General features: G+C 34.1%; 11 protein-coding genes. All 11 read right to left on the bottom strand.

Going from position 1 to position 15,097, the window contains the following annotated elements:
* Positions 1-24 precede the first annotated feature (24 nt).
* Positions 25-1,344 carry a gluconate:H+ symporter gene (locus tag ACREV6_RS12425; protein WP_431578347.1) on the bottom strand — a complete coding sequence of 440 codons (1,320 nt, stop codon included), beginning with the start codon at positions 1,342-1,344 and terminating at the stop codon, positions 25-27.
* A 15-nt stretch (positions 1,345-1,359) separates the two neighbouring features.
* Positions 1,360-2,883, bottom strand: a complete 1,524-nt coding sequence (gene gntK / locus ACREV6_RS12420) for a gluconokinase (RefSeq protein WP_431578346.1) — start codon at positions 2,881-2,883, stop codon at positions 1,360-1,362.
* Positions 2,884-3,068: 185 nt separating this feature from the next.
* Positions 3,069-3,917 (bottom strand): MurR/RpiR family transcriptional regulator, encoded by an 849-nt coding sequence (locus ACREV6_RS12415; protein ID WP_431578345.1) that lies wholly within the window; start codon positions 3,915-3,917, stop codon positions 3,069-3,071.
* Between the two features lie 150 nt (positions 3,918-4,067).
* The gene (locus ACREV6_RS12410; protein ID WP_431578344.1) at positions 4,068-4,727 is read right to left on the bottom strand and encodes a phosphoribosyltransferase; all 660 of its coding nucleotides are present in this window, start codon (positions 4,725-4,727) and stop codon (positions 4,068-4,070) included.
* A 125-nt stretch (positions 4,728-4,852) separates the two neighbouring features.
* Positions 4,853-8,026: an ABC transporter permease gene (locus ACREV6_RS12405; RefSeq protein ID WP_431578343.1), complete on the bottom strand. Its 3,174-nt coding sequence runs from the start codon at positions 8,024-8,026 to the stop codon at positions 4,853-4,855.
* 2 nt (positions 8,027-8,028) lie between these two features.
* Entirely contained in the window at positions 8,029-8,733 is a 705-nt protein-coding gene (locus ACREV6_RS12400; protein WP_431578342.1) for an ABC transporter ATP-binding protein, read from the bottom strand.
* An 11-nt stretch (positions 8,734-8,744) separates the two neighbouring features.
* Positions 8,745-9,428: a TetR/AcrR family transcriptional regulator gene (locus ACREV6_RS12395; protein WP_431578341.1), complete on the bottom strand. Its 684-nt coding sequence runs from the start codon at positions 9,426-9,428 to the stop codon at positions 8,745-8,747.
* Between the two features lie 54 nt (positions 9,429-9,482).
* Entirely contained in the window at positions 9,483-10,898 is a 1,416-nt protein-coding gene (hydG, locus tag ACREV6_RS12390) for a [FeFe] hydrogenase H-cluster radical SAM maturase HydG (RefSeq protein ID WP_431578340.1), read from the bottom strand.
* A gap of 372 nt (positions 10,899-11,270) precedes the next feature.
* The gene (locus ACREV6_RS12385) at positions 11,271-12,383 is read right to left on the bottom strand and encodes an ABC transporter permease subunit (RefSeq protein ID WP_431578339.1); all 1,113 of its coding nucleotides are present in this window, start codon (positions 12,381-12,383) and stop codon (positions 11,271-11,273) included.
* 3 nt (positions 12,384-12,386) lie between these two features.
* Positions 12,387-13,421 carry an ABC transporter permease subunit gene (locus tag ACREV6_RS12380; RefSeq protein WP_431578338.1) on the bottom strand — a complete coding sequence of 345 codons (1,035 nt, stop codon included), beginning with the start codon at positions 13,419-13,421 and terminating at the stop codon, positions 12,387-12,389.
* A complete protein-coding gene (locus ACREV6_RS12375) occupies positions 13,409-15,034 on the bottom strand; it encodes a sugar ABC transporter ATP-binding protein (protein WP_431578337.1) in 1,626 nt (541 codons plus the stop codon). Before ACREV6_RS12375 ends, ACREV6_RS12380 begins: the two co-directional genes overlap by 13 nt.
* Positions 15,035-15,097: the final 63 nt, after the last annotated feature.

The raw sequence follows: 15,097 nt of genomic DNA, 5'->3' as shown, positions 1-15,097 counted from the left end.
GCAAAGCTTCGCCTGTATGAAATTTTAATGTACAATCATATTTAGTAATAGAACCATAACCAACCCAACCACAGAAATTATAGTTTCGAGTACTGTCCAGGATTTTAACGTTTCTGGTATTGATAGATTGAAATATTCTTTAAACATCCAAAAACCAGGATCATTAACATGTGAGAATATTAAGCTTCCTGCACCTGTTGCGAGTACCATAAGTTCTGGACTAGCACCTGTCGCTACAATTAATGGTCCTACAATACCTGCTGCTGTAAGGCCCGCCACTGTTGCAGATCCTAATGCTACTCTAAGTATTGCTGCAATTAGCCATGCAAGTACTAATGGTGACATGCTTGATCCTTTCATAATTAGTGCAACATAATCTGCAACTCCGCTATCTACTAAAACCTGTTTGAAGGCTCCGCCTCCACCTATTATTAATAGTATCATAGCTATTGCTGCTATAGACTCAGTTACAGTTTTCATAACTTCAGGCATCTTTTTGCCCCTGTTTAGCCCAAAAGTGAATATAGCTAAAAGTACAGCTAGAAGTAATGCTATTACTGGATCTCCTAAGAAAGTAGTATAATTTAATATGGGAGAAGTTTTTGGTAATACAATAGTAGCAATAGCTCTTACTGCCATAAGTATTACTGGCACTAAAGCCGTAAACACACTTATTCCAAAACCAGGCATTTCTTTATCCGTAAATATCTTAGGGTTAAATAAATCTTTTGGTATATCGTGCTCCATATGCTTTAAGAACTTTGTGAGTACAGGCCCCGCAAGAATTACTGCAGGTATTGCAACTACAATACCATAAAGTAATGTCTTACCTAAATCTGCTTTATAAATAGCAGCTATAGCTGTAGGACCTGGATGTGGTGGTAAGAATCCATGAGTGGCTGAAAGTGCTGCTGCCATTGGAACCCCTATATATAGAAGCGGAATATCGGCTGCTGCTGCTATTGTAAATACTAGTGGTATTAAAAGTACAAATCCTATTTCATAAAATAGTGCCATACCAACTATGAAACCTGTTATTACAACTGCTAATTGTATCCTCTTTTTTCCAAACTTATCAATTAACGTAAGAGCTATTCTTTGTGCCCCACCGCTATCTGCCATGAGCTTACCAAGCATAGCACCAAACCCAAGTACCAATGCAAGTGTACCTAATGTACCACCAACGCCTTTTGTAATAGAAGCTACAACAGTAGGCAATGGCATACCTTCCAGAATACCAACTGATAGTGCCACGATAATTAATGACAAGAAACCATTTAATTTAAAAGCTATCATAAGAACTAATAATAGCACAACTCCTAAAGCAACAATTAATAATGGCATAATAAAATCACCCCTTTATTTTTGTAATAAACTAATACTTACAAACTCATCCTTTAATTTTAAGTACAATCTTTCGTAAATTTCAAAAGTTTTCATATAAACTTCATGGTTTTTTATATTTGGCTTAAAGGTTTGAGAAATAGGAACTAATTTTTCTACTTCTTCAATGTTATCTATAAGTCCTATTGCCTTCATACCCAGCACTACAGCCCCTAAACAGGAACTTTCGTAGCTTTCTGCTATTACTACCTTTTTATTAAATACATCGGCTAGCATTTGAACCCAAAGCTCAGATCTAACAAAACCTCCAGTAGCATAGATTGTATCAATATTACCAGTTGTCTCCTCTAAAGCTTTTCCCACGCTATAAACACCAAATATCACTCCCTCTAACAGTGCTCTTAGGAAATGTTCCCTCTTATGTGTAATATTTATTCCAAAGAAAACGCCCTTGGAGTTTGCATCCCAATGTGGAGCTCGCTCTCCAAGTAGATACGGCAAAAATATCAAACCATTTGATCCTGCGGGTACCTTTGAGGCTTCCTTTGTCAATAATTCATAAGTATCAATACCTAAAGTCTCAGCTCGCGTAAGTTCTAACTGCGAAAAATTATCCCTGAACCATCTAAAAATTATTCCCCCATTATTAACAGGTCCTCCAAGAACAAAATGATCTTCTGTAAGAATATAACTAAAAATCCTTTCACTCTCATCATTTTTTGGTTTATCTGCTATTATTCTTATAGCTCCACTAGTTCCAATTGTAACTGCAGCATCTCCAGGTTTTATAGCATTAGCGCCAAGGTTTGCAAGGCAACCATCGCTTCCTCCAATTATAAAGGGAGTTTCTAGGTCAATTCCCATTAAATCTGCATATTTTTTATCCATGCCTTTAAAAACCTGGGTTGGGGATACTGGTGTAGATAGTTTGTCCTCACTTATTCCTGCAACTTGTAATGAATTTTTATTCCATTGAAGATCATAAATATCAAACAAGCCTGTAGCAGATGCAATTGAATAATCCACAACGTATTTCCCAAACAGTTTAAAGAAAACATATTCTTTAATTGAAATAAATTTATATGTTTTTTTGAATATTAGGTCCATATTATCCTTCATCCATGCAAGCTTGCATAGTGGGGACATTGGATGTATTGGTGTGCCCGTTCTCATATAAATCTCATGACCTATTTTGCTATTTTTTATCCTCTCTGAATATTCCACACTTCTACTATCTGCCCAAATAATACAATCTGTTAATTTATCTCCATTTTCATTTACAGCCATTATACCGTGCATAGCAGAACTGAAACTCACGCCAAGAAGCTTATTTCCTCTTTTATCATTTTCACTTGCTACACTTTTTATAGAATTAACAACTGCCTCAAACATCTCGCCTGGATCTTGCTCACTCCAAGAAGATTTAGGATTTAATATAGGATATCCTATATTGCACTTTGAAATTACATTTCCCAATAAATCAAAGGCAATTGCTTTAGTGCTACTTGTTCCAATATCTAGTCCAATTAAATATTCCATAACTTCCCCCTCTTTGAAATAAATTTTCTTTTCCTTCTTAAATATTAGCATAATTGCTATTTTGTGAAAATTATTCTCTTTTTTATTATTATATTATAGTGTAAAGGTTTAATCAAGGGATTTTTGAAAATAATTTTCATTTCAGCATAAAAAAATACACTCTTACCGAGTGTATGAAAATTATTTTAATATCTCTTATTTGCTATAGCTTCCCTTATTTGTCCTAAAGCCTTATAATAATTCTCTTTATCCTTTAAACAAGTACCTACAAACAAACAGTCTATAAGTGATAATGCACTGATTCTTGCATCCATTGCCTCACTTTTTGATAGATTTTCTTTACCATAGGATAGGAGCACCACATCTGATACATTTGATATAGGAGATTTGTAATTTGAAGTTACGGAAATAATTTTCACTCCTTTTTCCTTGGCAATGCTCAAACTCTCTACTAATTCCTTATTACTTCCAGTATTTGAAATAGCTAGAATGCAGTCATGTTCATCATACATAGAGCTTATCATAGCTTGAAAATGAGAATCCTCATGAAATATGCAGTACTTACCTGTTCTCATAAACTTATGATATGCATCAAGGGCTATTGCGGCCGATCCACCCATACCAAAAAAAGCTGTTCTTTTCGCACTATGAATATAGCCTATAGCCTTATCTAACTCCGCACTGTCGTTTATTCTTAAAGTCTCATTAAGAGAACTTATTGTAGAATTAAATATCTTTTGCATTATAACCAAGGTATCATCATTCTCTTTTATTTCTTCATGAATATTTACAAGAGGCTTTACAATTTCACTAGCTATGCTTATCTTTAAATCTTGATATCCTTTAAACCCTAGTTTTTTACTAAGTCTAAACACCGTGGCTTCACCACATTTACAGTTATCAGCAAGTTCTGTAATAGATGAGTGGATAATATCCTTAGGGTTTTTAAGGATGTATTCCCCAACTCTTTTTTCCGCTCCTTTAAGTTCTGAATATATATTTCTTAATCTTTCTATACCGCCTACGTCATTCATTATTTTATCTCCTAACAGTATTTTGGTCTTTACTTACGATTTTATAGCACAAACTCTTCCATAGTTTCTATTATACTATATATTATTTAATTACATAAGTAAAAAACGCTATTGTGCTATTTAAAGCACAATGCGTTTACAGCTAACTGTTTATTTTAGTATAAATTTTTCTAGAACATGCCTCAATTCCTTCATAATTTTGAATACTTGTTCATCTGTAACTTGCTGAAAATTTTCATAGTATGATCCCACCGCATAAAACTCCTCTGGTATATATAAGCATATCACCTCGTCAACAAGCTCTTTAAATTCCTCAATAATTTCCCTAGGACCTACTGGAATAGCTAGGATAATCTTTTTAGCACCTTGCACTTTAACAGCCTTTATTACGGCCAAGATAGTAAACCCTGTAGCAATACCATCATCAATTATTATAACCGTTTTACCTTTAACATCAGGAAATGTATCCACTCCACGGTACTCTTGCATTCTTCTCTTAATCTCCACTGTTTGCTCCGAAACTTCTTTCTCGATATAATCTTGTGATATACCTAGCATTTTTACATAATCATTGTTTATAAAATAGCTACCATCCACAGATACTGCACCTATTGCAAACTCCTTGTTATGTGGTGCACCTATTTTTCTTGGAATAATCAAATCCCATTTAAACCCAAACCTTTTTACTGTATCATAAGCTATTGAGAGTCCGCCTCTTGGCACCGCAAGTACAATTACATCTTCATCTTTAAATTTGTAAAGACTGCCAGCTAACTTTTCCCCTGCATCCATTCTGTCTAAAAACATCATTTTACCTCACCACTTTTTAAGTTGATTTTTACATATAAGACCCCTGTATCTTTTAGGAATACCTCTATATCTATACTTCCAAAGGATGAGCTAAATTATGCTGTTTTTTTATGTTTGCATTATTATTATTCTGCATTTTTAAGTGATTCGATCATATCTATATTAGCAAATTCTCTGTACATAGCTAAGTTTACAATTATAGAAAAAGAAATTGTAATCAGTACTGAGTACAGAAAATAAATAGGCTGTATTGTTCTTATAAACATCATTACATTAGTTTCTGAAGTATTGATTACAAAATTATTTAAAAGTATCCCTACAGCTATTCCAGTTAAGCTTCCTATAACCGTTAATATGATATTTTCACGATATATATATAATGCCAGTTCATTATCATAAAAACCTAAAAGCTTTATTGTAGACAATTCTCTTTTTCGTTCATTGATATTTATATTTGTAAGATTATATATTACAACAAAAGCAAGAACTCCTGCGGACACTATTAACACTAGCACCACTGAATTTATACTTTTTGTAGTTTCTTTAAAATCAAAGTGTATGTTATTCTTGTAACTTACAGATCCTACATCTTTGATTGAGGTTAATAACTTTGAGGTACTAATTTCAGAACTTTCTGAGGTGGATTTCAAAAGTCCATAAAACCCATTAAATTCAAGGTTCCCAGCAGTTATTTTTTTGTAATAATCAGCACTCATATAAATATAATGTTGCACATAATGCTGTGTTATAGCTGAAATTTTAGCTTTTATCACTTTATCATTTAAAGTTATTTCAAAGGTGTCTCCAATCTTTTTATTCATAAGTTTGGCTAGTTTTTCAGTAATAATTACACCCTCATTACTAAGGCTCAGCTCCTTACCCTTCATTGTAAGATTAATATAATTATTAAGCTGCTCCTTATGGTCTGTAACTACCACGTATGAATCTTCTTTACCAGATTTATCAACATTCACTGTACCATTTTTTGTGTAGGTAAATAAAACTGATTTTACATTGGTATCTTCCATTATTTTATTTTCTGTAGTGGCCTTCTGATTATAATCTATGTTTTTCTTAAGTGTTGACTGCATATCATATCTATATATATTAGTAAATTGGCTTTCTACAGCACCTGTTATTCCTGACTTAAGGCCAAAACCTGTTATCATAAGGCCTGTGCAGGTGGCTATTCCTATTACTGTCATGAAAAGTCTTTGTTTGTATCTAAATATATTTCTTGCAGTAACTTTTTTTGTAAAACTTAATCTTTTCCATATAAAAGTTATTCTTTCCAGTAATATAGTTTTCCCAGCCTTTGGTGGCTTTGGTCTCATTAATGATGCTGGGGCTTCCCTTAATTCTTCAAGAGTTGCCGCAACTGCTGCTACCGTAGTAAACAATATAGCGATTAATGAAGCCTGAAGCGCTAGTTCCATGTTAAAAGGAGTTAATGAATTTGGAATAGAATAAAGTGAACCGTAAGCTTTCATAATAAGTGGCGGAAAAAGCCTAAATCCAAAAGAGACACCTACTATGCTTCCTGTTATGCTGGCGGACAAGGCATATATTAAATAGTGTGAAACTATAGCTCCTCTTGAATATCCTAGGGCTTTAAAAGTTCCTATTTCAATTCTATTTTCTCCAACCATTCTTGTCATAGTTGTAAGACTAACTAAGGCTGCCACAAGGAAAAATATGAGTGGAAACGCCTTGCCTATATTGTCTATTCTGTCACTATCTTGTCTATAGGTTTCATATCCCAGATTAGCAGTTCTTCCAAGAAGATACCACTCTGGAGATTTAATCTCAGCTATTTTATCCTTATTTTTTTTAATTTCTAATGCACCATCATTTATTTTAGAATTGGCTTTTTCTTCTTCAGCCTTCAATTTTTGTGTGTTTGTAGCAATTTCTTTTTCAGCGTCTTCAAGTTTTTTACTTCCTGCTGCTAAATCTTGCTTGCCTTGCTGCAGTAATTTTTCCTGCTGAATTAATCCATCTGTTCCCCTATCAATTTGTGATTGCGATTTATCAAAATTGCTCTTTGTAAGTTCCATATCAAAATAAGGCTTAATCCGCTCTAGTGCACCATTATTTTTTAATGAATTGTACATGCTATCAAAATCTTTTCCCTGGATGTTTTTTGCATAAATCAGATTTGTTGCATTAAACTGAGCAATATATGTGGCATTATTAGGATCCGCATCTAATTGTTTTTTCGCATCAGCAACTTTTAATGCCATAGAGGATGAAATACCATTTGCAGCTTGCTTCTTTCCTAAATTAAGCTCCCTCTGACTTTTAAGAAGTTTCTTTTTACCCTCTGCAATTTGGGTTTCACCTTGTGCTTTTTTTTCATCAAAAACCTTTTCATCTTTTGCAAGTTCTACTTTGCCATGCTCCATTTTAATTTTTGCATCACTTAACTTTTTATAACCTTCTAAAAATTTATTTCCTGCTTCCTTTTTCGAAACATTTAATTTTTCTTCTGCTATATTTATTTTACTTTGTGCAGCCTCTGCTACCTCCGAGTACCTTACTTTACTTCTAACAACTCCCAGTTCTTTAAGATTTTTTTCTATATTACTAGTTGCATTTTTATATTCTTTACTTAATAAAAGACTATCCTTTGACTGGGTCCTATTAGTCTTTACATATATTTCAGTATAAACCGAACTTTTAAACACCTCAGGTTTAATGTAAATAAATCCACGAGTTGAACCATTTCCGATAGAACTTAGCTGTCTTTGAGCTGATAAATATAGAGGTGATAGTGAAGTTCCTACTATTTTAAATTTGCTTAATTTTAAGTCATCCCCTATTAAAGCATCTTTACCGGATTTAAGTTCTATAACGTCCCCTATTTTAAATTTATTTTCACTTAAAAATCTTTCTTCCACTACAGCTTCATTATTATTTTCTGCTAATCTTCCTGAAACGATTCTCATCTTATTTATTCCATCTTTAGAGGTCATTGAATTAACATTAAGCACCAGTGAGTGTTTATCTTTTTCAACTACTGCATCTATTGAGAATGATCCCTCTACCTTTTTTACACCCTCTAGTTTTTGAACCTCAGATAAATCATCCGCTGTAAGTCCAAGTGTAGAAATCAATTTGAAATCCATAAACTCTGTTTCACTCAAATACGAATCTGCTGACTCTTTCATATCTGGACTAGTAGCGCGAACACCAGCATAAAAAGCTACTCCCATTGCAATAATTATCACTATAGATAAAAATCTTGAAAGTGTGTGTAATACATCCCTAAATAAGTTTTTAAAAAAAGTTTTTCCCATCTTTACCACTCCAATTTTTCTATGGACATTGGATTACTATTTTTCTCTACGCTTGCAACTTTCCCATTTCTTAATGTTATTATTTTATCTGCAATAGGCGTTATAGCAGAATTATGTGTAATAACTATAACAGTCATACCCTGTTTTTTTGATGTCTCAGATAATAGTGTGAGTATTGATTTACCCGTTTCATAATCTAATGCCCCTGTAGGCTCATCGCAAAGAAGTAATTTAGGATTCTTTGCAAGAGCTCTTGCTATGGAAACTCTTTGTTGTTCTCCTCCTGAAAGCTGGGAAGGAAAATTCTGCATTCTATTTTCAAGACCAACATTTTTAAGAACTTCTACAGGATTCATTGGGTTTTTACATATTTCAACTGCAAGCTCTACATTTTCAATTGCATTTAAATTTTGTACTAAATTATAAAACTGAAATACAAATCCTATTTCGTCACGTCTGTACTTTGTAAGCATTTTTTTGTTATATTCACTTATCTCATTACCATCCACAAAAATATTTCCGCTAGTAACTTGATCCATACCTCCCAAAAGATTAAGTATTGTAGTTTTTCCTGCACCACTAGCTCCAATAACTACAACAAATTCACCCTTTTCTATGGAAAATGAAACATCATCTACTGCTTTAATTATTACTTCTCCCATGTGATAAGTCTTTTTGACATTTTTGAGTTCTATAAAATTCTTCATTTTTTTATCTCCTAATCTATATTTTCACAATCTAACTTGCCTATAATATCACTATAAAATATATCTATTATAACAAGAATAAGCTTTCTCACTTCTTCCCCGTCCTCTTTTTCTCTCAAAATGATGGAAATACTCTCCACAAGATTATAGGACAAAAGATAAATAATAAAATTATTATTTAGTTTTTTGCCTCCCTGTAATAGTTCATATTTCATTTTTTCAGTGACTATTCTCGTTATAAAATCAACAAAGCTTTTTTTACAATTCTCATACTTAGATCCTTCACTTTTATTAAGTAATATTGTAAGCTCTATGCTACTTACTTTAAATATTTCCATTATCTTTTCCATTAATTCATAAAAGATTTCATCCGCCTTTTCATTTATTTCAACTTTATTAAATTGATTAATATAATCCATTAATTTATCATATACAGGGCCAATTAATTTTTCATACAAATCATCTTTACTTTGAAAATATTTATAAAAATTCCCCACTGATGTTTGAGAATTCTTAGCTATGTTCCTTATTGATGTCCCTTTGTAGCCCAATTGTTTAAACTCCTTTAGGGATTCTTCTACTATGTTTTTTCTAACTTCATATTTCAAATATTGCATTAGAAAACCTCCGTTCTCTTTTGTAGTATACTCTATTCCAAATAAAACTTCAATACCAGTAAGGAAAAAATAAGTCATAGAGCTAGAAGTATACTTCTCACTCTATGACTCATTTAAATCATAACATATTCCTTAAAATCTCAAATCTCTTTCCCCAGCTTCAATTTTCTTAAGTTTTTCTATAGCTGCTTTCCTTGCTACATCCTTCGGAATATCCTTAAGGCCTTGCTCTATAACTTTTTCTCCTATTTCTTTTAGTTCATCATCAGCATAATCTATAAGAAATTCTTTGAAGGTTAAAAGAGCATTAGGTTGACAAGTGTTATGGATTTGTCCAGATTTCGCAAGGGCCATGAACCTATCCCCTGTTCTTCCTTCTCTATAACAAGCTGTACAATAGCTTGGAACATATCCACTCTCACATAACTCTTTTACTACTTCCATAGGTGACCGGTGATCCCCTACCTCAAACTGTGGTTTCTCATCTGATTTATTTACACCATATTCCTGCGCATATCCACCAACTCCAGTACATGAACCAGCACTTATTTGTGAAATTCCAAGTGCAAGTACTTCTTCTCTATATCCAGGTTCTTCTCTAGTTGATAACATCATTCCTGTATATGGCACTGCCATTCTTAAAACTGCAACTAACTTTTTAAATTGTTCATCATTTACAAGGTATGGGAAATTCTTAAAATTCACACCTTCCGCAGGTCTAAGCCTAGGCACTGAAATTGTGTGTGGTCCAACACCGAAAGTCTCTTCTAAATGCTCTGCATGCATGAGCATACCTATAGTTTCGTATTGATAATCATATAGCCCGTACAATACACCTATTCCTACGTCTCCAATACCAGCTTCCATTGCTCTATCCATTGCTGTAGTGTGATAATTATAATTATGTTTTGGCCCCTTTGGATGATATCCTTCATAAATTTCTTTATTATAACTCTCTTGAAATAAAACATATGTGCCGATGTCAGCATCCTTTAATCTTTTATAATTTTCTACTGTTGTAGCTGCAATATTTATATTGATTCTTCTTATACTTCCATTATCAAATTTTACAGAATAAATCTTCTTTAGAACTTCAATTATATAATCTAGAGAGCAATTAACTATATCTTCTCCAGCTTCTATTACTATTCTTTTATGCCCCATGCCTTCTAAAACTTTTATTTCTTCTTCAACTTCATCCATAGTTAATTTTTTTCTTGTAAAGGAATTATTAGAACATTTGTAACCACAATAAGTACATCCATTTACGCAATAACTACTTATATAAAGTGGTGCAAATAGAACAATTCTCTTGCCATAAATAGTTTCTTTTATTGTTTTTGCAGTTGCATACATTTCCTCAAGAATGTCTTTATCCTCAATATTTAATAGTATTGCGGCTTCTCTATGGGTTAATCCCGCGCAAGTTTTAGCCTTCTCCAAAATTCTTCTTACGTTTGACTTATCCTTTACCTTCTCAAGACCTTCCGCCATGGATGCTCTTATTTCATCCTCTACTATAAATTCACTTGCTAAATATTCTTTCACTTAAACCCCTCCTATTTTTTGTTATAAAATAAAAAAACTTCCACTAAAAGCAGAAGGGAATAAATACTAAAATATCCTCCTTCTCCTCTTGCTTAGAAATACTCCTTACAATCGGGTAGCGACTTTAATCTTTTTAGTCCTCTAAGACAGAAAATCCAACTTATTAGACACTTATAATTTTAAGACTTTGTAGAAATATTGTCAATTCTTTTTTAGGTCAAAATGTGAATTAAACTTTCCTTAACATAGTTAATCTTGTAGTATTATATTTAATTAACCCAAGATTAAAAATAAACCCCAGATTTAGAAGCGTACTCCTAACTCTAGGGCTTATGGCTTCATATTGTTTACACTAATATATTTCTAGCATATTTATGATTTTCCAGACTGTTTTTCCATGTCCAGCTGAAAACTGTGACGCTCCATATCTTTATCCTTTTGACGTTTCCAAGCATGGAGGACTAGCGCTATTGTAATAACTCCATAGGATATAAACATACGCAAGTATTCCCCAATCATAGCCGACCCAGTAATGTTTTTACCTGCCATAGGCATAACTATAAACATTAAATGAAACAGCGCAGTACCTACAATGGCATTTGGGATAGAAGCTTTAGTAACCGTTGCACCACCAATCAATAGTGCCGCCGCTGCGAAAAGTGCTGCTTGATCCGCTCCATTATAGGTGTTCATAGTTCCTATATTTTGCAGATAAATTATTTGTCCAAAGCAAGCAAGGACTGTTGAAATTACAATGGACTGAATACGGGTCTTATCAACAGCAATTCCCGCGGTACTAGATACACTATTACTAAGTCCAACAGCTTTCATATCATGTCCCAGTTTTGTTTTTCTAAACCAAACAGTGAAGACACAAATCAACCCTATAATCAGAAAAGTTCCAACCGGAATATTTATACCACTTATATTTATTAAAATTAGATTATCAAATCCTTTAGCTACTTTCAAGTTCAAGGCATTACGTACACCATATCCTTTAGAAAGTATCATTGAACTTGTCTTAAATGGAATTATAGAGCCACACAGATATAAAAGAAAGAATTGATAGATTCCTGAAATAAAAAGACCTAGAATCATGGACGTAATCATCTCACGACCTTTTGCCCTATTTAGTACCACTCCACAAAAATATCCCAGGCCTATAGCTATAGGCAATGCAACAAGTGCCGCAAGTAGTAGACCAGGAGCTCCTACAATACCCCAGTCAGTGATGAATATCAATCCAATTTGACCAGCCATAGCTCCTAAAATCATTCCAAAGTTGATACCCATTCCCGCCATAATAGGAAGTAGTAGTGATAATACTAGGAAAGAGTTTCTTGCCAGCCTGGTTATAATCTGATCCACCAAAAAATTTCCAGAATACCCTGAAAGCGGTATCGCTATTATACTTATGGTTAAAAACATTAAAGGCACAACGCTGCCCGTAAGTAATGGACCTAATTTTTTCTTATCAAATTTCATGTCCTACCTCCCTTTCCGCGTCAGTGCATATACAATCAATCCGTTAGAAACTATTATTCGGATGGTTTCAGACATATCAATATTAATAGCACTGTTTATAACTGACGGCGTCATTGTCAAAATACCTTGAAATAAAAATGTTCCAATAATAACATTGGTAATTGTTGCTTTGTTAACGCAGGCGCCTCCCAGGAGAACAGCTGCCACCGATGGAAATGCAAACGCCAAGGGTGAATTGTACATTTGAACAAAACCAAATCCTTGCTGAAAAACAATCATACCAACTGCTGCTAGCATTGTTGACAGCATTACTGATACTACTCTCATTTTATTAATGTTAATTCCTGAAGCTCTTGCATAATCCGGGTTAGAGCCCACCGCTGTAATAGCAGTGCCAAGCTTTGTTTTAAAAAATCCCCAAACTATCAAACACATAAGTATAAAAAATAAAATCATTCCTGTAGGGATAATTAGATATTTTGAAACAGGAATTTTTAAGATATCACTAAGTACATGTATCCAGTACTCTTCAATACTAATTATGGTTCTGAGCCCCTCACCTTTGAAACCCATAACACTTGCTGGATTTTCAAATGGAAGTTTGAGCCACATTATGTTCATTAAAAACACAAATGAGAAACCCACATATGTGGCTATAATCATTTCATCGCCTTTAACACGATTTAAGAGCAATCCATAAAGAAAGCCCAAAACTGCGGCCATAGCAAGGCCAACTAGAAAGGCTACTCCAATTCCTTCCATGCCTGTAAGATTAAATTCTAGGCTCACCACAGCTCCCATCATTCCTGATACAAGTCCAACTGGAACACCAAAGTTCAGACCGCATCCTGATTGAATCATAGGCACCATAGAAAGTACCATGATACCACTCATACCAAAACGCACAATAACATCATTTAAAGATGTATCAACCCTTACCCCAAAAATAGGAGCCACAATAAATAATGCTAAAAGGAAAATGGCAATGATGAGGCGAGCCCATCCAAAGTTTTTGATGAATTTATTTATCTGAGCCATATTTTTTCACCCTCTTCGTTTATCTTAAATTCTCCTGCCATTAATAACCCAAAATCAACTACTGGAGCATCTGGTGGCAGAATACCAAATATTTCTCCTTCACAAACAATAGCTATCCTATCACTAATAGCTCTAAGTTCTTCCAGTTCTGAGGATATTATAACTATAGTTGTGTTGTTTTCTTCATTATATTTTCTTAATGCATCTAAAACCAATTTTTTTGCTCCAACATCAATACCACGGGTGGGCTCAGACACAAACAATAGCTTTGGATTCATTGCGAATGCCTTTGCCAGGCAAACTTTTTGTTGATTCCCACCGGAGAGATTTCTTGCCTTTTGACGCTGGCTAGTGCACCGAATTTCTAGTGATTTTATATATTCCAGGGCACATGCTTTCATAGCTTTCTCGTCACGCCACTTAATCGCCCCCCCTAAATAACTTTTAAGGAATTTATTTTGAACTTGCATGGCATTAAAAGCAATATTCCAGTCAATAGGTTCATCTAAAAGTAGTCCAACACCTCTACGATCCTCAGATACAAAGGCTATGCCACTTTGTAGCGCATTTAGTGTATTGTTTAACTTGAGTGGTTTACCCTCAAAGAAAATCTCCCCACCGCTGGCAAAAAGCCCCATAATTCCGTTAGGAATTCCAAGCTTACCTTGCCCTGCAAGACCACCAATACCTAAGATTTCTCCTCTACGAACCTTTAATGACACATTTTTAATTGTTTCACCGGGCATGTCCACCCAAAGATTTCGAGCTTCAAAAATAATATCTTTTTCATTAATTTTAGTTAAGAGCTTAATATGCTTGGCCTCTGCATCAACATCCCTACCTACCATCCATTCAGCAATTTGCCTTACATCTACACCCTCTGAAGGTGTTTCCATTACAACTAAACCATCCCTAAGTACAACAATAGTATCGCAAATGGCTGTTATTTCATGAAGTCTGTGAGATATAAACACAATAGAAATACCAATATCTGCAAGGAGTCTCATCGATTTCAGTAGAACCTCAGCTTCGGACTCTGTAAGTACTGCAGTTGGCTCATCCAAAACAATAAGCTTAACCTGACTTCTGTCAATTTCACGTGCTATTTCTATAAACTGCTTATGTCCGACTGGCATGTCGGATACCAGTGTTTCTGTATCTAGCTGAACTCCTAATGTATCTATGGCCTTTTGAGCACTCTTTCGAATTTCTGGTAAATCTATGGTTTCCACCCGTTTCCCTAGAACCTTTGAAATCAAGCTGTTTTTCGTCTTTTCCATATTAAGAAGTACATTCTCTCCTACCGTAAACCCAGGAATTAGCGAAAATTCTTGATGTACCATTCCTATCCCTGCTTTTAAAGCATCCACAGGGCTTTTGAATTTAATTTTTTCTCCATTTAAATAAACAGAACCTTCGTAACCACCAGTTTCAGAAATCACCTTCATACCAAATAAGATATTCATCAGTGTAGATTTACCTGCTCCATTCTCTCCAACAAGTCCCAATATCTTTCCTTTTTCAAGTGTGAAACTTATATCTTTAAGCACCCTGTTTCCGTCATATTCTTTGCTAACACCTTCTACTTTAAGTAGTACATTTTCTATAGACAATAAATTCACCTCTTATATTCCAACATAAGAAAAATTGCTTTGCACACATATGCAGGCAAAGCA

The sequence above is a fragment of the Clostridium sp. genome (assembly GCF_050717515.1).
GTDB lineage: Bacteria > Bacillota > Clostridia > Clostridiales > Clostridiaceae > Clostridium_AD.
This window is presented reverse-complemented; position numbering and strand designations above follow the sequence as displayed.

What these genes read in the sequence shown, in the direction of transcription:
- ACREV6_RS12425 (WP_431578347.1), bottom strand. Translation starts at nt 1,344, where the DNA reads ATGCCATTATTAATTGTTGCTTTAGGAGTTGTGCTATTATTAGTTCTT.
- gntK (WP_431578346.1), bottom strand. Translation starts at nt 2,883, where the DNA reads ATGGAATATTTAATTGGACTAGATATTGGAACAAGTAGCACTAAAGCA.
- ACREV6_RS12415 (WP_431578345.1), bottom strand. Translation starts at nt 3,917, where the DNA reads ATGAATGACGTAGGCGGTATAGAAAGATTAAGAAATATATATTCAGAA.
- ACREV6_RS12410 (WP_431578344.1), bottom strand. Translation starts at nt 4,727, where the DNA reads ATGATGTTTTTAGACAGAATGGATGCAGGGGAAAAGTTAGCTGGCAGT.
- ACREV6_RS12405 (WP_431578343.1), bottom strand. Translation starts at nt 8,026, where the DNA reads ATGGGAAAAACTTTTTTTAAAAACTTATTTAGGGATGTATTACACACA.
- ACREV6_RS12400 (WP_431578342.1), bottom strand. Translation starts at nt 8,733, where the DNA reads ATGAAGAATTTTATAGAACTCAAAAATGTCAAAAAGACTTATCACATG.
- ACREV6_RS12395 (WP_431578341.1), bottom strand. Translation starts at nt 9,428, where the DNA reads ATGACTTATTTTTTCCTTACTGGTATTGAAGTTTTATTTGGAATAGAG.
- ACREV6_RS12385 (WP_431578339.1), bottom strand. Translation starts at nt 12,383, where the DNA reads ATGAAATTTGATAAGAAAAAATTAGGTCCATTACTTACGGGCAGCGTT.
- ACREV6_RS12380 (WP_431578338.1), bottom strand. Translation starts at nt 13,421, where the DNA reads ATGGCTCAGATAAATAAATTCATCAAAAACTTTGGATGGGCTCGCCTC.